Source organism: Dictyobacter halimunensis, from assembly GCF_036245075.1.
Genome location: NZ_BSRI01000002.1, coordinates 807,998 through 830,056, shown reverse-complemented (window position 1 = coordinate 830,056; position 22,059 = coordinate 807,998). Strand labels below are relative to the sequence as shown.

The window sequence follows — 22,059 nt, the reverse complement described above, 5'->3', positions numbered from 1 at the left end:
GAACCACCCGGTTCCAGTAAAGAGGAGAGACTCAAAAGAATATTGATGTATTCTTTTGAGTCTCTCCTCTTTATTATTCTATTTGCATTTATAATAAATTTTATTTTGCTTATCACTATGTAACACAAGCAAAAATTAGAAATTAAACTTGTTATAAAACAAAGGGGTTGAAAGCTAGATTTATTGATAAAAATCGGATATGCTTCTTTGTGAGAGGAATGGAATAACTCAAGTGCTGTGCCTCCGAAGGTTCGCGCTCTTTGTCTGTTGCATGATGCTGTTTATCTTGTGGAAGTAAAGGATCACGCGATGGATGATACCCCCGCGAAAGAGAATCAACAGATCTGTAGGTTGGATCGTCGCACGTTGATCAAGCTTGGCGCCGGCACGCTGGCCATGCTGGGTGGTGTGCAACTGATGCTCTTCTCTCAACCAGATGCCTCCGCGTCCCCCCTGATTGCCAGTACCGCCACGTGGGGCGCGCAGCCAGCGAAGGGGCCAAATACAATCCTCCCTTATAAGCCGACCACCATCCTGATTCATCATACCGATACCCTCAACACGACCAATTATTCGCGCGGTGAAGCATATGCTCTGGGGCGCTCAATCCAGCAATCTCACTTTGCCAATGGGTGGATCGATACAGGCCAGCATTTCACTATCAGCCGTGGCGGCTACATCATGGAAGGGCGTCACAAGAGTCTGCAAATGCTGCAGGCGCGGAACTCCTTCGTGCGCGGTGCCCATTGTCCCATACTTAACAGCTATGCGGTGGGCATTGAAAATGAAGGCAATTATAATGCCGCTCTGCCTCCTGATGCGCTCTGGATCTCTTTAGTCAATTTATGCACATATGTCTGTCAACAGTATGGCCTCAATGCCAATGCTATTTTCGGGCATCGCGACTTTTATGGGACCGATTGTCCAGGAGCGGAACTCTATGGACGACTCCGTGAACTACGCCTGCAGGTGCATGCCAGGCTGGGTCAGACGCTGCCCGCGCGCACCTGGCCTGTCATCAAAAGTGGAATCAGCGGCGAAAATGTGAATACCATTCAATATTTGTTGCGCTCGCATGGCTACCACATGAGTGTGGTGGGCATGTTTGGGAGTAGCACGGCGAGCACTGTCACAAAGTTCCAGGCCACAAAAGGTATTAGCACGGTTGGATTTGTCGGTCCCCAGACGTGGGAGGCGTTGATCACGCCGCTCTCGATTGGAAGTGTGGGAGATGGTGTGCGGGCTATTCAGAGCCAGTTGAACAGCAAGGGCTATGCCTGCGTCGTTAATGGACAGTTTGGCCCGATCACGAAGAGCGTGGTGCAGCGGTTTCAAAGCAATATGGGCCTGCCAGTTGTTGGGTATGTAGGCCCGAATACATGGTGCGCGCTGGTCGGTGGGATGGTAGCATAGCCTGTCGTTTTCATGAGAGTTGACGAATGGGTGGGTATGTATAGGAGGTGTCTGCAGCTTGCCATTTCCCATATGTATATAGCGATAGGCATAGCCATCCACCACCCATCAGGTAACCGCCAAGAACATCTGAGGTCCAGTGATCACCGAGATAGATGCGGGCTGGACCGACAAACGCTGTCAATAGCGCGCCAACGCTCACTGACAAAGCTTTAAGCGGTTTGCTGATGTTTTTTGAGCGGAGCACCAGCGTCACCAGCCATCCCCAGAAGTGTACCGTGGAGGCAACATCTCCGCTTGGGAAGCTTTTGCTGTTCCTTGGTTTCGTGGTACGCATGAGTTGAGGGTCAGGGCGAGGGCGCCTGACTGCATATTTGATTCCTGTCTTGATGAGCTGACTGAACCAGTACATTACCAGGGTGTGCAGTGCATCATATGGTCGATGCTTCTTCCACAGTAATCCAGTTAGTGGAAATATCAGAATATCCAGGGCGGCAGAAGAACAGAAGGTTTTATTTAACATATGTACAGTACCGTGTGAACGTGGAGATTGTTTTTGTTGCATGCGGCGGGCGATAGCCACCTCGATAGCGGGTTGTTTCTGTTTGATCGCCCAGATCGCAACAGGGATAAAAAGGGTAAATTGCGCCAGTGCACCGGTGAGTAAGAGTTTATCTCGCTTCATTGTCTTTTATGGTCCTATACTTCTTATGTTATCATCATCTCGGATGCATAGGATACGACTGAATTGAATTATACGTTTCAATCTGTGCTAGCTGTTGCCGAGCCATCACATCCTACTTTTTATGGCGTTTCTGGACTTTGCTGGCCTGTGAAACGAGATCGTCGAGCGCGAGCGCCTCCTCATCCTCATAAATAGGGGATTGGAAGATCTCGTGCAAGATCAGGCTAGCCGCGCCACGAGCCCATAAATCATCACTGGTGGGGCAGATGAGAATCTCGATGTCGTCGCGCGCGCCAAAGGCATGCGGAGGAATGGTCTGCCGCATAGGTTCCAGGAAAAGGTCGCCCGCTCTCAAACCCTCACCGGCGATTAAAATATGAGAGGGTTCAAAGATATTGATCAGGTTGGCGATGGCGATGCCCATGGTTATCCCCGCTTTACGGAAGATCGCTACGATTTCAGGCTCGCCAGCGCGGGCGCGGGCTATCAAGTTCACGATCGCATCTTCAATAGCATGACCGGGATCATTTCCCAGCGCGGCACGCACAATCCCATAATCGGAGGCTAGCGCCTCCAGGCAGCCATGTTTCCCGCAATTACAGAGAGGTGCATCCTCCCGCACATCAACCGTCATGTGCCCGAACTCGCCCGCTCCCCCGAAGGTTCCACGATAGATTTCACCTCCCAGAATAATGCCCATGCCGATCCCGCGCCCAATGGTTACCAGTAAAAAATTATCTGCTTCACGCCCCTGTCCAAACAAATGCTCAGCGATGCTGAGTGTATTGACATCGTTATCGACGCGCACCGGTATCTTGAGTTGACGTTCCAATGCTGGCCCAAGCTCAACGTTTTGCCAGCCAAGGATTGTAGAGACGCGGCATAACCCTCGGGCCGAATCGATCAGGCCAGAGAGGCCGATACCAACCCCAAAAATTTGCTGTATGGTAAGCCCTGCTTCAGCAATCAGGTCTCTGATCGCTGCCGCAATGATGGTGATTACTTGCTTTGGAGAAGTACCAGGCTGGTATGAGCATTCTCTGGTGTAGGTACTATTGCACTGGAGGTCGCATATCGTTAATGTGATTGTCGCTTCACGCAATCTCACCCCAACGACATAACCAGCGGTAGCATTAATGCTCAATAACACAGGCCGTCTGCCGCCGCTGGACTCATCAGCGCTGACCTCCAGCACCAGCCCGGCGGCCACAAGGTTTCCCACAATCTTTGTGATGGTTGATGCCGGTAAACCGCTTTTACGGGCGAGCTTTATGCGTGAGATTGCCTGATGTTCCATAATCAGATTAAATACAATGCTCTGATTGAGATCATGCAGTAGCCGTTTGCTACCAGTACGCGTCGGTGCCATGAATGAAGTGTTCCTCTCTTATGCAGCACGGGCACGATATCATAGTTTTTCTGCCAAATCCGACTTTTATGGTATAGCTATTATGTGTGTTTGCCTGCTCGTATTGTCAATAGATACAGATACCAAAATGCGTGTCTCCCAAATATTGGCTAACTGAAATATGACGAAAGGCGTCATGAAATGACACGTATACTATGCACCATACTATGGGAGGTTGAGCACCGTAGGTGCGAAAACACATGCAGGTCGAAGGCGATAATGATGAGGATAAGACACATTCTGAGTAGTGATGTCGATTCTGGCCTGCTGCCGGGAAAACGCCGTCAAAAAGCTATCGTTTGTAGGTGATATGCTTCTTCGACAATAGGTTTACTAATAATAAAATGATTAAAATTGTATATATTAAATATGCATCAGATTGTTGATTAGAGATCTACAATTAATCTTATTTTGATTGACATTCGTATAGACATTATAATATGATCTATGTGTTGATCTCTCCTATTTATCGATGAGCATATGGCGATAGCCGCGGGGCTATTCGCAGTATGAGCAGATTAGTATAGCGTCACTCGTATAGTCGCCTGCTAGTTAGAAGATGTTTTATTATAAAGAACATTGCCGCTTGCATGTCGCTTTGATATAAAGTGGAGGCCCGTATGTCCGATTATATGCCCGCAACCGCAGCGAATCCCTCTTCAACAAGGCATTACCCGGTAAAATCGCATGGATCGCTTGACGCTGATATCATCATCAAGAACGCGCCGGACCCCGTATTTGTCTCGGATCTGGAAGGCAAGATCCTTTCGGCCAACGACGCGGTCTATGAACTGCTGGGATTTCGTACTGACGAGGTGCTGGAGCAATCGCTCTCGCGCTTCATCAGTCCGGAGGAGACCAGAGAGTTTACCGCCGCTCTACGTGAAGTCATTGAGCGTGGTGTCACACGTAATACGCGCCTCAATCCCCGCAGCGCCTCAGGCGAGATCATTCCCACCAGTCTGAACGCCTCGGCTTTGCGCAATGCCGATGGTCACGCCATTGGCGCCATCGGTATCTTACGTGACATGCGCGAACTGGATAAAGCCCTGGCCTATGCCGATAGTCTGATTAAGAACGCGCCGGACCCCGTATTTGTCTCGGATCTGGAAGGCAAGATCCTTTCGGCCAACGACGCGGTCTATGAACTGCTGGGATTTCGCACTGACGAGGTGCTGGAGCAATCGCTCTCGCGCTTCATCAGCCCGGAGGAGACCAGAGAGTTTACCGCCGCTCTACGTGAAGTTATTGAGCGTGGTGTCACACGTAATGCGCGCCTCAATCCCCGTAGTGCTTCAGGCGAGATCATTCCCACCAGTCTGAACGCCTCGGCTCTGCGTAACAGTGATGGACATGTCATCGGCGCCATCGGTATCTTACGTGACATGCGCGAACTGGATAAAGCCCTGGCCTATGCCGATAGCCTGATTAAGAACGCGCCGGACCCCGTATTTGTCTCGGATCTGGAAGGCAAGATCCTTTCGGCCAACGACGCGGTCTATGAACTGCTGGGATTTCGTACCGACGAGGTGCTGGAGCAATCGCTCTCGCGCTTCATCAGTCCGGAGGAGACCAGAGAGTTTACCGCCGCCCTACGTGAAGTCATTGAGCGCGGCGTCACGCGCAATACGCGCCTCAATCCTCGCAGCGCCTCAGGCGAGATCATCCCCACCAGTCTGAACGCCTCGGCTCTGCGCGACGCCGATGGACGCGCGATTGGAGCCATTGGTATCCTGCGTGACATGCGCGAACTGGATAAGGCCCTCGCGTATTCCGATAGCCTGATTAAGAACGCGCCGGATCCGGTGTTTGTCTCGGATCTGGAAGGCAAGATTCTGCAGGCCAATGACGCGGTCTATGAACTGCTCGGCTTCCGTCCTGATGAAGTGCTGGAGCAATCGCTCTCACGCTTCATTGGTCCAGAAGAGACGCGAGAGTTTCTGGCCGCCTTACGCGAGGTTATTGCTCGTGGCGTCACGCGTAATGCGCGCCTCAATCCCCGCAGCGCCTCCGGTGAGGTGATCCCCACCACGCTGAATGCCTCCGCCTTGCGCGATACCGATGGACGCGTGATTGGAGCCATTGGTATCCTGCGTGACATGCGTGCTTATGAAAAGGTGCTACAGGATCTTCAGGAGTCAAAAGCGGAATTGCAGGAAAAGATTCTAGACCTGGAAAAGTTTGAAGAGGTAGTGGTTGGCCGTGAACTCAAGATGATCGCCCTTGAAAAGCGTATTGAGAACCTTTTGCTGCAGGTAGATAATCGAGAGCAAGGAATTAAACAATGACCACTTCCGACCCGTCTGATGCAGTGCTGATGGAGGCCGGCGATAAGATACATGACCGCCGGTGGTTGGAACGGGAATACCAGCGTCAGTTAGAGTACCATCAGACGCTTGAGACGCGCATCGTGAGGAGCGAAGAGAGGCGGCGTGCCCTGATCCATATCTTGCATGGTTTGAATAAGCTCAATAAGCAGCTATCAGATCAACGCAAAGCCATGCTTCACATCCTGGCTGATTATGAGCGGGACCGTCGTGGTATGGCTCAGCAGACGGTGCGCCTGGATAATTCGCGACGCACGCTCCTGCATATTCTGCAGGACTCCCATCATTCTAACCTGCGTCTGGAGGAAAGTCGTAAGGCGATGATCCATATTATGACTGACCTGAAGGAGACTACCGAAGAGATCAAACGTCAGGAGCAGGAGTTGCGTGAAAAGCACGAGCAGCTAGTGCAGGCTGGAAAACTCGCCACGCTGGGTGAATTGACGACCGGCGTGGCCCATGAGCTGAATAATCCGTTGAACGGCATTAATCTGTTTGTGGGCAATGCCATTGATATGGTCGAACTGGGTCTGGCGAGTACAGAACCCCAGCACCTTTTGCAAGAGCTACGCAACACCATGCAGCAGGTTGGGAAGGCCACCAGCATCATTTCCCACCTGCGCACGTTTGGTCGGACAGCATCAGCGCGCCGAGAACCGATCTTGCTAGGCTTCGTCGTGCACGAGGCCCTGACGCTCATTCAGGAACAGCTGCGCTTACGCCAGATAGAGGTGTGCCTCAAATTTCCGCCCGAGGAGGTCAAAGTGCTGGGAAGCGCGATTCAGTTGGAGCAGGTATTTCTGAACCTGCTTACCAACGCGCGCGATGCTATGGTCAAGAGTAAACAGAAACGCGTCACCATCAGCTGTACGGTGAACGGGGATATCGTCGAGATACGTGTGAGCGACACGGGAACCGGCATTCTACCAGAACTGGAGAGGCGCGTTTTTGATCCTTTCTTCACCACCAAGGAGGTTGGGCAGGGAACCGGATTGGGCCTCTCTATCACCTATGGCATTATCCGAGATTGTGGAGGAACCATCGTACTTGAAAACCATCCGGGGGAAGGGGCCACCTTCGTCATCCACCTTCCTCTTTTGCAGCAGGTCGAGGAAGCCGTTCCGTAGGAGGACATACAACAGTGGAACAGTATAGAGAAGAACAAAATATGATATGCCCACGTCCGACCACTCCTTTAATGGAGATGGAGCAAGCGAAAAAGAGGCGTACGCCGCGTATCCTTCTTGTGGATGATGACAGCGCGGCATTAAGCGCCCTTTCCCGCACGTTCCGGCTGCGCATGCGTGATATTGAGGTGGACACATCCATTTCAGCCTTTGAAGCGCTTTCACTGATCAAGACTAAAGATTATGACGCGGTGATAAGCGATATCAAGATGCCCGGCATGGATGGGATGCAGCTTCTGGCAAATGTGCATGAAAGTATGCCCGAGATCCCGGTTCTGTTGATTACCGGGCATGGCGAGCACGAACTGGCCATGCAAGCCTTGCAGGAAGGCGCGTATGATTATACCCTCAAGCCCATCGATCGTGATTTTTTTGTAGCGTCCGTCCGACGCGCCCTGCAAACGCGTCAGCTATTGCGCCTGGTACAGGAGAAGCAGCAGGCCCTGGAGCAGTATGCACATTCCCTGGAGAGCCAGGTTGAGCAACGCACCAGGGAGCTCATGTCGGTCAATGATGCCAAGGATCGCATGCTCAGTATGGTCGCACACGAACTGGCGACCCCACTGACTAGCTTAAAGGGATTGCTTCAACTGGCCCATCGGCGGCTAAATCATGGGGCCATCGACAAGGTTCTTCGCGATATTGAGACAATGGAGGCCTCGGCCGATCATCTGGGAGTATTGATCCAGGATCTACGCGATGCGATTCATATTCAGACAAGCCAGTTTATCCTGCAACGCGATTCCTATGACCTGATCAAATTGTGTCAGAATGTGCTGGATGAATTTATGGTGAATGATATCGCTACGCCTTGTTGTCCGGATCAGTACGAGACCCTTGATGTGAATATTGATAGCAACCGTATCAGGCAGGCGTTTCTCAACTTACTCTCCAATGCGCGCAAGTATTCGCCCAAAGGAACGCCTATCACTGTCACCTTGCAGCAACAGGCAACAGAGGTCTGCCTGTCGGTAACTGATTGCGGTTCAGGGATCTCCGCTGAACACCTCGCACATATCTATGAACAATTCTATCGTGTGCCCAATAGCAATGTGCAAGAGGGAGAATTTACCGGCCTGGGTCTGGGACTCTATATTACGCGCGCGATTGTGGAACAGCATGGGGGACACATGGAGGTTCAGAGTGTCCCGGGAGAAGGCAGCACCTTTTCCATTATCCTACCTCTATCTCAGGAAGAAGGTTCTGTAGCTAAAGCATCCCCGCTACACATAGCATGGGTAATCAGGATCGTATGATTGTATCACCAGATGATCCTGACTACCCATGCTGATTTATGAGACCTTATCTTCTATAAGGCAGCGTTCAATTGCCTGTAACAGTTCCTCAAGATTAAATGGTTTCTTGATGCAGCAGATACCACCACGTTCTTGAAGGGCCCGTGTGGGAGGAGTCGCACTCATAAAAAGAACAGGCGTGTGCTTGAATTCTTCTGAAGCATGAAGCTGGTCATACAACTCCAAGCCATCCATAGAGGGAAGCATATAATCAACTAGAAACAGATGCGGCTTTATTGTTCGGATAGTTTTTAACGCCTGGAAGCCGTCCGGCACAAGCATAACGTGATAAGGCGTTTCCTCTTCAATAGTTTCGCTAAGTAAATAGCCTATACGTTTATCATCCTCAACAACTAAGATGACTTTCTCCTGATTGTTGATTTCTTTTAGACTACTTTCCTGGTATTGCATCTTTGTCACTCTCGCAATTCGGTGGCGGACGAAAAACTTTCTTATAGTGATACTTTTAAGCGCCCAGGAAAGTTTCAAATAATCAGAGTGTAAGCAGGACATGACAGTGGCCCCGGGCGTTGCCCGGGGCCACTGTCATGTCCTGCTTACACTTCTTCTGGCTGGCGGGTGGCGCCCAGCCCTTGCAGGATGAACTGCGCAGTGCGCGTGGCCTGTGCCATCAGGTTTTGTTGCGACTGACCTAGCACGCGGGCAGACAGAATAAAGGACTCTGTAAGCGAGAGCACCATCAGTGCTGTGGTATCAACATCATCGATGTGAATTTCGTTATGTGCCTGAGCTTCCTCTAGTACCATGGCGATTACCGCCACGTAGTCACGCAACAGTTTTGTGGCCTCCGTCCTGAAGGCGCGATTGACGCCATACAGGGCGCTCATATAGACGTTAAAGGAGTCGCTCTCCTCTTCCGCCAGGCGAACGAATGCCAGGAAGAGCTGTTCCAGGCGCGTCTGAAGATCCCCATTCTGGGCCAGAGCACCGCGGATAGCCGCCAGTTGAGTCTGGGCGATAAAGCGCAACATAGCCAGGAAAAGCTCGCGTTTATTTTCAAAATAGAGGTAGATCGTCCCTTTGCCGATGCCAGCTTTCTCCGCAATAAGATTGATATTTGCCTGATCGAAGCCGAGACGAGCAAACTCCTGGGCCGCCTCATGGATAATATGCTGTCGTGTGGCCTCTCGCATTTGCTCATCTACGATCTTTGGCATCAGTTCCTCCCTGGTTTTCGCTTTTGTTTCCTCATGTACCCTTTATCGTATCACATTGATGGGCCGGTAGTCAGTAAAAATATTGGCCAACGATATCGGCATGTATGGCGGGTCGAATATCTACCTTTGCAAGGCGCATAAAACAGTTTGCCCGCTTCTAACGTCGCTACAGAATAAGAAATGGATCTTCGCGGCGCGCAATGCGCGCAACTTCTATACTGGTGTATCACACTTTGCTGAGAAAGTCAAAGTATTTTCTTCAATACAAAGCAGGCGCTCTTTGACTCTTCAGAAAAATTATGGGTGGGCGATCATTCATAAAAAGAAGAGGAGCATCCCCCACCATATTCTCTGCATGTATGGTTGATGCTACCGGCCTCTGTCTTATAGGTTTACGATGACTTGACGGTCAGCTTTTATCGGCATTGCTGATTTTGTGGTCCATAGAGATGCAATCAAAGTTGGCATGTCAGGAGGCAATACACTATGAATGATCTAACATACGCGCCCGCTACTGATGAAAATCAGGAACTTGATGCTCACTTGCCTCTGCACACAATGTCATATAGGAGACGTAATGAACCCTGGAGTGTAAAGTGGGCCTATGGTCTTTTCTGGTTTACATTTGTACTATTCTTTGCCGGAACCGGCAGCGGAAAGCTCTGGGATCGTGTCTGGCACGCGACCAGGCGTTTTGATACCTTCTGGTCACCTCCCCACTTCTTTGTCTTCGTTGTCACTGCCAGTACGGGAGCATTGGTGGCGGTTCTGGCTCTAACCCCATCGCTGCGTATCTGGTTTGGTCCCGCTGTGCGGCTGCCTCGAGTCCCCTTTCGCGTTCCAGCAGCCCTTCTCATGCTGGGAAGTGGCCTGGTCTTGTTATGTATTACGATTATACTAGATAACTTCTGGCATTCGGCATTTGGTCTGGACGAGACCCAGTGGTCCATGCCACACGATATGCTGGGATGGTGCTGGTTTACCATCATTTTTGGCTTTGCCGCCTGCCGCATCGCCTTCCGGCACTACCGTCCCCTATCATGGTTTACCAACATTGTAATCGCGGTGCTCGTGATAGAGTTCATGTGTCCGCCCATGTTAGGACCCTTCTACCTGAACTATTCCCCGCATTTACTGCATGCGCTGGCAAATCTTCCGGTTGTGCGCACAGAGCCTGACGCGCAACACATGTATCGCATCTACTTGAATCATGGCCTGACGAGGCAGACTTGCCCCCTGTTCATTCCGCAGGTGGCTTTCTTCGCCGGTGCCGCGCTGGCTTTATTGCGTTGCATGGACCGGCGCTTGAGGATTTTCCTGGTTGCTCCTCTATGCTGGACGTGCTTTATTCTCACGCGTAATCTTTATACCCTCGTACTATTGCACTACCATGGTGTTTCTCACCCACTCGACATCCTTTCTGTGGCATGGCATGAGCCATCGCTCTGGGTACCAGAACCGCTCTTCCTGGCAGCGGTGGTGTTTGAAATATGTCGCAGGTGTGGTTTGAGAGAACAGTTCTGTTATATCATCTGCGGCGTCGTCTTTAGCTGCTGCACATTTGCAATCTGGCATACAATGTTCTGGATGATATTATTGGTGCCGCCAGCCATTGGGACCATGCTCATCGGGGCGCGCATTGGGAACTGGTTTTATTCGATGCTCAGCCAGCCCACGCCTGACAAGCTCGCGACGTTCTTGTTGTTCTTTTGCGCGCAGATCCCCACCTTTCAAGGCGTGATCGATCTGATATTGCGCCGTACAACGCCATGAGCAGGTGCTGCCAGATTTTTATTGACCGATTGCCCATTTATGTTGTATACTAATTACAGCGACCTGGAAGAAGCTAATACATAGGATTTAAGAATCCTCCTATGATTGATGTTAAGGTTGTAGCGTGTATATCCCTTTGATGAATCAGGTCGTTTCCTTTTTGCCATGTTTAATGAGTGGGCAACCATTCATTAAACATGGGATTAATGCTTGCTTACTTAATCAGAATGAATATATATTGGAGTATAACTTATGGTTTCAGAATCGGCCGGGAATGCCGGCCTGGTGCGACGTTTATTTCGTTTCAATCGTCTGCATCGCAGCTTTGAGAGTCCTCGCTATCTTTTAAAGTGGTTGGTCTTAAGTACACTCATCGGAATCGTCGCCGGGTTGGGGGCTATCGTGTTTTATACCGCGATCCATTATGCCAACCACTGGTTTGTCGAAGGGTTGGTTGGCTATGTACAGCCTAGTCCTGCTGGTGAGGGACCAACGACCATCATGTCCTTTTGGAGCTCGGCGCGCCCCTGGTTGTTGCCCGTTATTACGACCCTGGGTGGATTGGTGGCCGGTTTTATTGTATTTACCTGGGCACCTGAGGCTGAGGGACATGGTACGGATGCGGCGATCAAAGCCTTTCATGAAGGCACCTCGATCAGGGCACGCATTCCCCTGATCAAGCTGGTGGCATCGGCCATTACCATTGGCACGGGCGGGTCTGCTGGACGTGAAGGGCCAGCCGCCCAGATCAGCGCGGGCTTTGGCTCGATCATGGCTAATGTGCTGCACCTGGACGCCCAGGATCGGCGTATCGCGCTGGCCACTGGTATGGGTTCTGGTATTGGCGCTATTTTTAGCGCGCCCCTGGGAGGTGCTATCCTTGCCGCGGAGATCCTGTATAAAGATGATCTTGAGGTGGAAGCCATCATGCCCGCGCTGATCGCCTCGATTGTTGGCTATAGCATATTTGGCGCTTATTCTGGCTGGCATACGATCTTTTCGGTGCCCAGGGATCTCGCGTTTAGCTCGCCACCACAGTTGCTCTATTATGTGGTGATTGGTATTCTGTGTGGACTTATCGGTCGTCTCTATGCGCGTGGTTTCTATGGCCTCACCCATCAATTTCACCGTCTGCCGTTGCCCCGCTGGATTAAGCCAGGCATTGGTGGTTTGCTTGTTGGTCTGATTGGCCTGGTTATTCCGCAGGCGATTGGCATGGGATATGGCTGGGTTCAGGTTAGCATGGGAACTGGCCTGCTCTCACTGCCCATCTGGATCATCCTGTTGCTCCCATTTGTGAAGATCCTCACCACCGGACTCACGGTTGGATCTGGTGGATCTGGCGGTATCTTTGGTCCGGGTATGGTGATTGGAGGCATGCTGGGCGCCGCCGTATGGCGTCTGAGCTATCACGTTCTACCTGGGGTACCCGCTATTCCTGGACCTTTTGTGATCGTGGCGATGATGGCGCTCTTCGGGGGTATCGCGCATGCGCCTCTGGCCATTATGCTCATGGTTGCTGAGATGACTGGCAACCTCTCTCTGCTCGCTCCAGCCATGATCGCGGTCAGTATCTCATCAATCTTAGTTGGGAAAGATACCATCTATAGCAGCCAGGTGAACACCAAAGCTGATTCGCCGGCGCACCGCCTACAAATGTCGTTCCCGCTACTGTCAACCCTATCTGTACACCAGGCGATGAGCGCCTTAACGCTGTGTTTCTCAACCTCTCAGACAGCGGCCGATGCCGAAGCGGCGCTGGCCGATGGTGTGGCCAGCGGTGCCCCTGTGGTTGATCATGATGGCAATTTACAGGGTGTTGTAACCGTTACTGATATTCAACGTCTGCCTGAGAACCAGCGTGCCAATAAATCCTTGAAAGAGATTATGAATACAAATGTTGTCACGCTCGATTCCTATGCCACCCTGGATGAAGCATTGGAGCAATTGACCAGTGCCCGCGTAAGCTGGGCTCCTGTCGTTGACAGTGATCCACTGTCTCCGGCGCGCAAGGTTCTGGGTATCCTGACAGCTGCCAGCATCGCGCAGATATATCGGCGGACCCTGGCCAAGGACTCGCGCCGTATGCGCGGGGTGGTAGAAGGCACAGTCATGTTAGAGGCGAAAATAGAGGAGCACGCTCCCCTGGTAAACAAAAGGCTGCGCGACGCGCGGATCCCTTCTGAGTGTTTGATTGTATCGATCCGGCGCAATGGCGAATTAATCTTCCCGCGTGGAAGCAGCGTGATTCAGGTTGGTGATACAGTTACGTTCCTGGTAAGCCCCCAGGGAGAAGAATTGCTTCAGAGCTATCTGGCTAATCGCACTCCTGCCCTTGCCGTATCCTGAGCGAACCGGTTAACGACATCTTAACCGCCCGTATCGGTGCGCTGAAATATGTTATGCTACTGAAGTAGCGGCATAGATCAGCGCGCCATTTTTGTACTATAGAAAGTACGGCACTCCTCACTTCACATCGATAATGTCCTCTCTCCGCCGCTATATCGATCCCATAATGGATGTGATATTCCCCTCACGTTTAAAGAACCATATTTTTACTGTACTCATTTCACCTAGTACTATTGCCCCTAAAATAGATTAAAGCGGTTAAATTTTCTCAATGCCATATTAGTACTTTAATATAGGTATTTGCATTCTCTGATAATAGAGCTCTTTTAGGTGTGTTATGCTTCTTACAAGTCACGCGATGATGATCTGGCACGGCCTGGCGCAAGGGCCAGGAGACAACATCCAAAGCATCGCTAAATGTAGCAATGATGACCGGTAGACAGGTCGTCAAACCGTATTGAACATTTCTGTTCTCGGTGACAGAAAGTAATAGTTCTTCAGGTGAAGAAAGGATTAAGAATCATGGAACCAGGTTTGAATATGTCAACCCGCAATCAATCGCGCCGTTCCGCCTTGAAAGGCGCCCTTGTTGGAGTAACAGGACTGGCCGTTGTCGGCGGTGCGGTTGGAGCAGGCGTCTTATTTAGCGAGCAATCCAGTCAGGGTGCTCATGCTGCCGCTCCTAATCAGGCGACACCGGTTGCCAATACTCAGGCCATCACCGCCATCCTCAACATTGCGGCAACGGCCGAAACCCTGGCTGTGACTTTCTATTCACAGGTCCTTTCCCATGCTGATAAATTGGGATTGAAAGAGGCCACGCGTATCAACCTCAAAGCCACCCTGGTCGAGGAACAGCTCCATCTCCTATTTCTGAACAAGCAGGGAGCAAAGTCCGCGGCTAAAAACTTCAGCTTCCCATTCGGCCGCGACACCTTTAAAAATCTTGAGCTCTTTCTCAAGACGCAACAGCAACTGGAATCGGCTTTTGTAGCCGCGTACCTGGCCGCGGTAAAAGAACTGGCGATGTTGGGGCGTCCCGACCTGGCCCAGGTAGCCGCGCAGCTGGCCGCGATTGAGTCCGAGCATCGCGTCGTAGGACGCCTTATCGGAGCCATGCTGCCGATCGATAACGAGGCGTTTCCACCGCTGCTACTCAAGAATGTTGCCGCCGCGCCCGCGTTTCTCAAGGGGGCGGGATACCTTTCACCTCGCAATGACAACACCTTTGAATTCCATGCTGTCCTTACTAGGGGCGCAGGGGTAACCATGACGATGCCCACCATGGTACAGACGACAACGATTACACCGGCACCGACCACACCGCCAATTACTAACGCTACACCGGCAGCGCATCTGAAATTTTAGCGATTGACGATAAGAGATCATGAAGTGAAGGCGGCTTGTTGGGTATAAGCCGCCCAGGGTACGAAAGAGGTTAGAAAACATATGTTGACAAAACCACGTGATCCGGCAAAAATGTTAAGGAGTTCTGCGAGCATACGCAGGCAGAAACGTTTTTCACCTTTGATGCTCATCGGAGCCGCGGTTACAGTGATTGCCATGCTTATTGGCGTCAGTGTATTTGTTATCATACCGCGCCTGGCGTCACATGCGGCCGCGGGGGTCAATATGAACTGTACGTTGATTATCCCCGCTAATCCGTTAACGGCACAGGGACTGGCTACCCCCTATCAACTCGTCGCCACCAATCCTGCTCAGGGTGCCTGCCATGAAGCCAACATCAATCAGGCGGCCTTTGTGCAGGCGGTGATCCTGGATCCACAGACCGGGCAGATGTCTGCCTATGAGCCGGTGGTTGTCGATCAGGGGACGCAGCCAGCTGTAGCGCCAGTCGCGCCTCAGCTACCGGCCGGAGCCATCGTGGGTATCTGGTTTGGTGACAACGGCACTGTTTTGACACTGCAGAACAATGCTAAGGCGGCTGCCCAGAACAACGATGCCGCTACCCAGAATACGAACGCGGCCGCTCAGCAGGCGAATGCCAATGCCGCCCAGAATCAGCAGCAGACCCAGGCTCAGGCACAAAATGTCGTGCAACAGGGACAGATGCAGGTGGCCGGACCCGGTATGAACACGGGTAACTGTGTGAATGGCCTTGCTAACTCTTCCTTTGGACAGTTCGCCTATTGTAACGCGGTCAACTTTTTCCAGACGGCGAATCAGCTGATCGCTGCCGGAAAGATCACGATCCCAGCGCTAGGTACGGCCAAAGATGGCATGGCCTGTCCTTCGACTCGTGATTTTGGTATCGTTGATATGGATCAGAGTGATAATGTGCAGACCCAGTATCTTGCTACGGCCAATGGACAGATCGCTCAGTTGAACGCGGCCAACCAGGCCCAACTACAAGGCGCAACCACGCTGGGTAATCCCAGTGATAACGCGCTGGTCTCCAAAGTCCTTGATCCAGCCCTTGGCTGTACAGCATTTACCATTCCTGACCAGGTAAATCCAGGTACCCCGACGGCTACCATGCCAACTGACGAGTTGCAGGCCGCCGCTCAGCAGCAGCCTCCTGTCGCGCTGATCCCTTCCATGGATGACTTCGTGCTCGTCAATGGCCAACCCAACCTGAATAAGATCAATGCCTATCGCGCGGGTGTCGACCAGACGCTAGCCGCGACCCTGAACGATGCCAGCACAACCACCTATTGTCAGAATATCGTCAATGTCGCGCTGCCACGCTTAAATCTGGATATGCAGAACTTCCAGAATGTAGCATCGCCTGATGGTGGCGCCACGGCCAATAGCCTGTTCACCTTCCTGGCTAACCGCCTGAATACGACACTGGGTGCCGGTGGACTCAACTGTGTCGGTGCATTGAACATTCAGAATCCTATCGCGCTCACCACGAATGGCAATGGTGTGGTAACGGCTGCAACCATCACAGTCAAACCGCTTCCGGCTAACGGAAATGGTAATGCTGGTAATGGAAACGGCAACACAGGCGCTGGTGGTGTGCAGCAGGTCGCGACCGGCGGAGCAACCATCAATCTGGTCACGGCTGCTGGTAATGCGCCCGTTGCATTGAACATTACCTATCCTAACCATCCCAACCAGTTAATCAACGTGAATGTGGCGACCAACAGCTGCACAGGTACGCCTATCTTTACGCAGCGGGAAAACACCAACGGCAATAGCCAGAACATGGCTAACACGGTGATCAATAATTTACAGGGGGTACAGGCTATCCCCAACAACTGGTTCTTTACCGTGACCGATCCGGCCCAGAACAACATGGTGGTTGGCTGTGGCTCGGTGACCGCCAATGGCATCACCGGAACCGCGACACTAGGAACGGTCGCCACAGCCTGCATTCCAGCTAATCCAGCGGGAGGCACGATGCCAGTAGCGGGAACAACTCCCGTCGCAGGAATGACGCCGGTAGCAGGAACAACGCCTGTGGCGGGCGCGACCCCGGCCACTATGCCAACCACCGCTGCCTGTGCTCCAGCTACGAATCCAGGCAATCAAAACGCGAATGGTGGCCAGGGTACTCAGACACACCACAAAAAGCACCATTATTAGCTTTCACCTCTGGCTCGCGTAGTGTGGAGACAGTCTTCTCCTATAAAATGATCGCCTGGCTCCCAGTAAGCCAGGCGATCATTTTATAGGAGGAAGAACACCTGACAAATAGCCATCAATGAAAATTTTGTGTTTCTTTCATTTTCTTGACGGCTTCGAAAGAACTGCGTATACTACGTTTTTAGTTGCTTTAACGTGTAACATAAAATGGTCAATATTAGAGAAATGAGCTTTCGCAATATATAAAGATGTAAACAATGCCGCTGAAAGAGGTGCTTCTAATGCGACAATCCTTTGGTGAATACCTTCGCCAGTTGCGTCGTCAGCAAGGCCTCACTCAGAGTGAGTTAGGGGCTGATCAGTTTTCCAAATCGTATGTCAGTGCAGTTGAGCGCAATAGTATTATTCCATCACATAGTGCCTTGTTACACTTTGCGGAAAAATTGCAGCAGGCGCCAGAAGATTTTGAGAGACACTTACAAGACGCGGAGACGAAAAATCAATACTTCCCACAGCCTGTTTCTTTTTCACAGCAGAACGAAGATGATCAGGAAATTATAGCTCTGCTGGACATGGTCCTTAAAGGCCAGCAAAAGATTCCTTTTTCGCTGCCTGCGCAATTGAGAAGCTCTTCCCTTTTCTCATCTTCCCAAGGGCTCACCTGGCAGGAGCGGCAAGCCAGGCTCCTTTTCTTAAATGGTCTGGTGTTGCAAGAGGATGGCGAATATGCCAGGGCGCGCGCCTCACTGGAGCAAGCGCTGGCGTTAGCTGCCTCCGACTACCATCCTTTTATCAGCAATGCCCTGGGAAATAATTATGCCCGGGAGTATGACTATATCAGCGCACTGCGCTATCACCAGCGTGCCCTGGCCTCGCTGAAAGAGCATAACCCTGCTAATGAGGATTTGCTGCAACAGGTGGCATATCGCTGTGGCGATGATTGCCGGGCCCTGGGCTACCATGTTAAAGCCTGTCTCTATTTTGAGGAAGCAAATCGGTATCTGCAGGCTACCAGTAATCTCGCCAGCGCTGGTAAGCTCTATCTTGGATGGGGGTATTGTATCTATGCGGCCCTGCCTCAAGCTTTTCCCCATAGATTGCAGGCCGAGAAAGGCTTATCGACCGCCGAGATCGAGCAGAGTTTCCATCAGGCCGTAACCTATCTGTTACAGAGTTGTAGCCTGTATCAGATCAGCAGCGATATGGTGGGTGAGATGCATGCCCGCCTGATGCAAACTATGGTTCTGATCGATTGGGGTTACTGGAACTCTTCCACCTTTGCGGGTACCTTGCTTAGCAACGAGCATAATGTTTGCCCGTCCGTTCCCAGCGGACTGCTCGATAATGCATATGAGCAATGCCGCCAGATTTTTCTGAAACTGATGGAGCGCTACGAAGCTAAAGCCGGATTCCCTGCCGATATGCGTCAGACCGCGACCACCGCTCTGGCTTATCTTATACATGTCACGGTGCGGCGTGCTATGCTTGCTCGCTTGAATAACCATAGCAGTATTGCGAATAAAGAGAGACAGCTGGCCGCTTGTATATGTGAATGGGTGTTGCGCTTCCTCAAAAATCCAGATGTTGCCTGGGATGTCATTCGGCATTGCGCGCACGTATCTGACAATGACATGCAAGACTGTAACCAGTCATTTGACCTGGCACAGGCCCTTGAGCATATGAAGGCTTCCCTGACCGATGATACTGGCACATTAGCGGATCTATGTTTTGCGTTTGGCATCCTGGCCGAAGAAATCGCCCTGGTTGAAGGAGCCAGTAAGAACAATGACCAGCTCAAACGTTTCGACCTGGCGGATCACTTTTTCCAACAGGCTCTCGCTACAGCCTCGCGTATCGTGCCCAACCAGGATCTAGACGCCAGTTATTTACTGCGGATCTACCTGCGCTATGCTACTATCCTTGAACAACGTATACATAGCGTACAGGATAACCAGGCAATAGCAACGCGTGCTTTGCTCATGGTGAAAGAAGCCTTCGCCACTTTCCCAGGTGTGTTTATGTTTCCTCTTCTCGAGACCATTGCTCAGTAAGTGCGACCTGAAAGAACTGCTGTGTTTTTCAGGTCAGCATGGAGATGGTAGCCGCCCTGCAATCTACCTCTGAATAATCTCATCCTTCAGTAATTCCTGGCGCAGTATTTTTCTTGCGCGGCAAAAGTAGGTCTTTGCTGTTTGTTCTGGCATATCCAGGGCCTGGCCAATCTGTGAAAACGTCATATTGGAGGTGCAGCGCAAGATAACCACATTGCGGGCTTTTAATGAGAGCGCCTTGAGCGCCCTGCGTATTGATGTCTGCATATCGTGACGCTCGCATATCTCTTCAATGCTTGATTTGGGATCTTCAATATCCAGGATACCTTCCGTGTTCGTCTCCTCATCCATGATGATCAGGGTAGAAAATGTCTGCGTCATGCGCCGGCGTTTGCTACGTATTTCATCGATGCAGAAGTTATGAGCGACTTGAAAGAGCCATGGCTTGAAGGGCTTATCCAGATTCATCTGGGGAAGAAACGTATAGAAACGCGTAAATACGTTTTGTAGTATGTCAGCTGATAGCTCTGCATCCTGTAAAACATGATAAATATAGTTATATAGTGGACCACTATAATATTTTACGAAATGCGTAAATGCCTCTTGATCACCGGCGAGCACGCGCATTGCGAGCAGGCTTTCGTGTGAGGGAATCTCCCATACAGTTTCTCTCTCTATAGGTGATTGCTGCTGTATCATAATATCGTCCGTCCTCTTACTATCATCACAGAAAACACAGCACATGTGTTTCTTTAACCTTATAGTTTGTAGCGTAACTTATTTTTCTATGGAATTCCATGGAAAAATTGGACCCCGGCTAAATCTTAAGGGAAATCTAATGAGATAAGAAAATTATAAGGGCTCTCCCCGTTATGCCCGAAACGCAAATTACTGTTGTGCTAATCATGTCTTACCACATACCTGCTATGCAGAGGTTAGCCTATTTAGGCTATATTTCTCCATGTATCAATATATATCAATGTGATCCATGTTATGCTTTACACAACAGTAAGCAAGCAGAGCATATACTGCTTGTTTCAAGAAGAAGCCAGCATCTGTAGAGTGCTTACTGTGAAAGTGGTATCAGACATCAATACATCTGGATGTCTGATATAGAGACTTTGGATTTTGAGTTCTCCGAGCCATACTGACTTGGGATGGTTACAAGGGCAAGGAGGAGTGTCACTAGTATGTACAAGAGGTTATCATGTTTAAATTACGTCAGGACAACCGATTGACGATGAAAACTCCCCCAAACACCTACAATACCGTTAGCCAGAGCGCTTATTCAGCTCAATATGAAGGGAACGGGCAACTTTCTGTTCGTCTCCTCCTACTTGCGCTGGTTACTATTGTATTACTGAGCTCTACTTTTCTCTACTCCAGACTAAGTAGTAGGGTATCTACCAATTCTAATTTTCAGCATATGGCTGGCCCGGGAGGTCCGTGGGGTCCGGGAGGTCCAGGTGGTGGTCCGAGAGGTCCGTGGGGTCCAGGAGGCCCAGGCGGTGGTCCGGGAGGCCCAGGTGGTGGTCCGGGAGGCCCAGGTGGTGGTCCGGGAGGCCCAGGTGCCAGTAGTTCACCTATCGCCGGTTATCTGACACCGCAGGATCTCTGGAAGCAGTATAATTTGCCCGGTGCCAATGGTGGCGCAGGCCAGTTGGTGGCCGTGGTTATTGACGGTGGCCTTCCGACCATTGAGTCTGACCTGGCTGCATATAGCACGAAATTTGGCCTGCCACAGTGTACCGTTGCCAGTGGCTGCCTGACCATCAAATATCAGGGCGGTCAGACTATTTCTCCGGGAGCGGACCAGGCTGAAGGTACCCTGGACATTGAGACGATCCATGCCGTGGCGCCAAAGGCCAAACTATTGCTTTACAATGTGCAGAAGAGCAGTAACGGCCTGGCGACAGGACCATCGGAGATCATCAAAACTCCCGGCCTCAAGGCTATCAACATGAGCTATGGTTTTGATAGCAGCACTGCCTCGCAGTTTGAGTCGCTGTATGCAAATAATCCTAACCATGTCGCGCTCATCGCTGCCAGTGGTGATAACGGTCACGCCGTACCGGGTTCCTTCCCATCCAGCTATCCAGGGGTGATCGCTGTTGGTGGTACTGTTCTTAACAATGGTGTCGAGACCGCCTGGAACGGTTCCGGCGGTGGTTCGACGACTTATGCGGAACCTGCTGGTCAGAAAGCCTATGGCGTTCCTCAGGCCAACGGTAAGCGCGCGGTACCTGATGTGGCCGCGGTCTCTGGAACACATATGTCCATCTTCTATCAGGGTCGCTGGAACGGCATGGTTGGTACCAGCGTAGCTGCCCCAATCTGGACCGGTATCGCCGCTCTGGTGAACAAGCAGCTCACGCCAGATCTGATCTATAGCGTGGCCAAGCAGCATCCAGATGCCTTCCGCGACATTACCAGCGGCAGCAATGGTAGCTGTGGCTTCCAGTGTACAGCTCAAGCCGGCTATGACTACATCACCGGTCTGGGCACGCCCAAAAACTTTGTCAACGACGTCAATGCTATGCCGTAGCATAGTGCTCGACAATAAAAAGGGATGTGTGGCTTCGAGCCACACATCCCTTTTTATTTATGGGTCCTGTGTTGGTCAGGAATTAGAAATTGGGAAGTCATTAGCCTGCAGGCGTTGCATGAGCCCGGGACGGTGTAATTGTAAATATGGCAGCAACCATTTGCGGAAGCGTTGCTGAAATTTGTCGCTCTGGTAGCATAGTATGGCTATAAAGAAAATAACAGCGGGGAGGCCTGGGAGCGAATTTGTTCCTGTATGCGTATTCACAATAAGCGAACGTTTTATGCCTTCATCAG

15 protein-coding genes are annotated in these 22,059 nt (G+C 51.2%); 10 read left to right on the top strand and 5 right to left on the bottom strand.

Annotated features, from left to right (window positions below):
• Positions 1–309: 309 nt before the first annotated feature.
• Positions 310–1,413, top strand: a complete 1,104-nt coding sequence (locus AABA21_RS17450; RefSeq protein WP_338252351.1) for a peptidoglycan recognition protein family protein — start codon at positions 310–312, stop codon at positions 1,411–1,413.
• Between the two features lie 10 nt (positions 1,414–1,423).
• Here the strand turns inward: AABA21_RS17450 and AABA21_RS17445 are convergent, their stop codons facing one another.
• Together AABA21_RS17445 and AABA21_RS17440 are read right to left on the bottom strand one after the other, a co-directional pair.
• Complete coding sequence (locus AABA21_RS17445) at positions 1,424–2,098, bottom strand: phosphatase PAP2 family protein (RefSeq protein WP_338252349.1); 675 nt, start codon at positions 2,096–2,098, stop codon at positions 1,424–1,426.
• 112 nt (positions 2,099–2,210) lie between these two features.
• Positions 2,211–3,467: an ROK family transcriptional regulator gene (locus tag AABA21_RS17440; RefSeq protein WP_338252347.1), complete on the bottom strand. Its 1,257-nt coding sequence runs from the start codon at positions 3,465–3,467 to the stop codon at positions 2,211–2,213.
• Positions 3,468–4,126: 659 nt separating this feature from the next.
• On the opposite strand from AABA21_RS17440, the gene AABA21_RS17435 reads away from it, so the two are divergent.
• The 3 genes from AABA21_RS17435 to AABA21_RS17425 are packed head-to-tail and all read left to right on the top strand — an operon-like array spanning position 4,127 to position 8,276.
• A complete protein-coding gene (locus AABA21_RS17435; RefSeq protein WP_338252345.1) occupies positions 4,127–5,794 on the top strand; it encodes a PAS domain-containing protein in 1,668 nt (555 codons plus the stop codon).
• On the top strand, positions 5,791–6,960 hold the full coding sequence (locus tag AABA21_RS17430; RefSeq protein WP_338252343.1) for a sensor histidine kinase: 1,170 nt from the start codon (positions 5,791–5,793) through the stop codon (positions 6,958–6,960). The genes AABA21_RS17435 and AABA21_RS17430 overlap by 4 nt, the downstream gene beginning before the upstream one ends.
• Before the next feature lie 41 nt (positions 6,961–7,001).
• Positions 7,002–8,276 (top strand): sensor histidine kinase, encoded by a 1,275-nt coding sequence (locus tag AABA21_RS17425; RefSeq protein WP_338252341.1) that lies wholly within the window; start codon positions 7,002–7,004, stop codon positions 8,274–8,276.
• Positions 8,277–8,312: 36 nt separating this feature from the next.
• Here the strand turns inward: AABA21_RS17425 and AABA21_RS17420 are convergent, their stop codons facing one another.
• Complete coding sequence (locus AABA21_RS17420) at positions 8,313–8,726, bottom strand: response regulator (protein ID WP_338252339.1); 414 nt, start codon at positions 8,724–8,726, stop codon at positions 8,313–8,315.
• 146 nt (positions 8,727–8,872) lie between these two features.
• Positions 8,873–9,493 (bottom strand): TetR/AcrR family transcriptional regulator, encoded by a 621-nt coding sequence (locus AABA21_RS17415; RefSeq protein ID WP_338252337.1) that lies wholly within the window; start codon positions 9,491–9,493, stop codon positions 8,873–8,875.
• A gap of 486 nt (positions 9,494–9,979) precedes the next feature.
• Here AABA21_RS17415 and AABA21_RS17410 point away from each other — a divergent pair, with 486 nt between their 5' ends.
• The 5 genes from AABA21_RS17410 to AABA21_RS17390 all read left to right on the top strand — a co-directional run bounded on the left by AABA21_RS17410 (position 9,980) and on the right by AABA21_RS17390 (position 19,218).
• The gene (locus AABA21_RS17410) at positions 9,980–11,266 is read left to right on the top strand and encodes a hypothetical protein (RefSeq protein WP_338252335.1); all 1,287 of its coding nucleotides are present in this window, start codon (positions 9,980–9,982) and stop codon (positions 11,264–11,266) included.
• 252 nt (positions 11,267–11,518) lie between these two features.
• Positions 11,519–13,615, top strand: coding sequence for a chloride channel protein (locus AABA21_RS17405; protein ID WP_338252333.1), 2,097 nt, complete (start codon positions 11,519–11,521; stop codon positions 13,613–13,615).
• Positions 13,616–14,137: 522 nt separating this feature from the next.
• Positions 14,138–14,983 (top strand): ferritin-like domain-containing protein, encoded by an 846-nt coding sequence (locus AABA21_RS17400; RefSeq protein ID WP_338252331.1) that lies wholly within the window; start codon positions 14,138–14,140, stop codon positions 14,981–14,983.
• Between the two features lie 81 nt (positions 14,984–15,064).
• Positions 15,065–17,167: a hypothetical protein gene (locus AABA21_RS17395; protein ID WP_338252330.1), complete on the top strand. Its 2,103-nt coding sequence runs from the start codon at positions 15,065–15,067 to the stop codon at positions 17,165–17,167.
• A gap of 281 nt (positions 17,168–17,448) precedes the next feature.
• Positions 17,449–19,218: a helix-turn-helix domain-containing protein gene (locus AABA21_RS17390; protein WP_338252328.1), complete on the top strand. Its 1,770-nt coding sequence runs from the start codon at positions 17,449–17,451 to the stop codon at positions 19,216–19,218.
• 63 nt (positions 19,219–19,281) lie between these two features.
• On the opposite strand, the gene AABA21_RS17385 is transcribed toward AABA21_RS17390, so the two are convergent.
• The gene (locus AABA21_RS17385) at positions 19,282–19,917 is read right to left on the bottom strand and encodes an RNA polymerase sigma factor (protein ID WP_338252326.1); all 636 of its coding nucleotides are present in this window, start codon (positions 19,915–19,917) and stop codon (positions 19,282–19,284) included.
• Between the two features lie 508 nt (positions 19,918–20,425).
• Here AABA21_RS17385 and AABA21_RS17380 point away from each other — a divergent pair.
• Positions 20,426–21,763, top strand: a complete 1,338-nt coding sequence (locus tag AABA21_RS17380; protein ID WP_338252324.1) for a S53 family peptidase — start codon at positions 20,426–20,428, stop codon at positions 21,761–21,763.
• Positions 21,764–22,059 lie beyond the last annotated feature (296 nt).

Bases quoted from the DNA above. Each gene is read 5' to 3' on its own strand.
- AABA21_RS17420 (WP_338252339.1), bottom strand. From the start codon at position 8,726: ATGCAATACCAGGAAAGTAGTCTAAAAGAAATCAACAATCAGGAGAAA.
- AABA21_RS17405 (WP_338252333.1), top strand. From the start codon at position 11,519: ATGGTTTCAGAATCGGCCGGGAATGCCGGCCTGGTGCGACGTTTATTT.
- AABA21_RS17395 (WP_338252330.1), top strand. From the start codon at position 15,065: ATGTTGACAAAACCACGTGATCCGGCAAAAATGTTAAGGAGTTCTGCG.
- AABA21_RS17415 (WP_338252337.1), bottom strand. From the start codon at position 9,493: ATGCCAAAGATCGTAGATGAGCAAATGCGAGAGGCCACACGACAGCAT.
- AABA21_RS17450 (WP_338252351.1), top strand. From the start codon at position 310: ATGGATGATACCCCCGCGAAAGAGAATCAACAGATCTGTAGGTTGGAT.
- AABA21_RS17425 (WP_338252341.1), top strand. From the start codon at position 7,002: ATGATATGCCCACGTCCGACCACTCCTTTAATGGAGATGGAGCAAGCG.
- AABA21_RS17445 (WP_338252349.1), bottom strand. From the start codon at position 2,098: ATGAAGCGAGATAAACTCTTACTCACCGGTGCACTGGCGCAATTTACC.
- AABA21_RS17400 (WP_338252331.1), top strand. From the start codon at position 14,138: ATGGAACCAGGTTTGAATATGTCAACCCGCAATCAATCGCGCCGTTCC.
- AABA21_RS17390 (WP_338252328.1), top strand. From the start codon at position 17,449: ATGCGACAATCCTTTGGTGAATACCTTCGCCAGTTGCGTCGTCAGCAA.
- AABA21_RS17380 (WP_338252324.1), top strand. From the start codon at position 20,426: ATGTTTAAATTACGTCAGGACAACCGATTGACGATGAAAACTCCCCCA.
- AABA21_RS17435 (WP_338252345.1), top strand. From the start codon at position 4,127: ATGTCCGATTATATGCCCGCAACCGCAGCGAATCCCTCTTCAACAAGG.
- AABA21_RS17440 (WP_338252347.1), bottom strand. From the start codon at position 3,467: ATGGCACCGACGCGTACTGGTAGCAAACGGCTACTGCATGATCTCAAT.
- AABA21_RS17410 (WP_338252335.1), top strand. From the start codon at position 9,980: ATGAATGATCTAACATACGCGCCCGCTACTGATGAAAATCAGGAACTT.
- AABA21_RS17385 (WP_338252326.1), bottom strand. From the start codon at position 19,917: ATGATACAGCAGCAATCACCTATAGAGAGAGAAACTGTATGGGAGATT.
- AABA21_RS17430 (WP_338252343.1), top strand. From the start codon at position 5,791: ATGACCACTTCCGACCCGTCTGATGCAGTGCTGATGGAGGCCGGCGAT.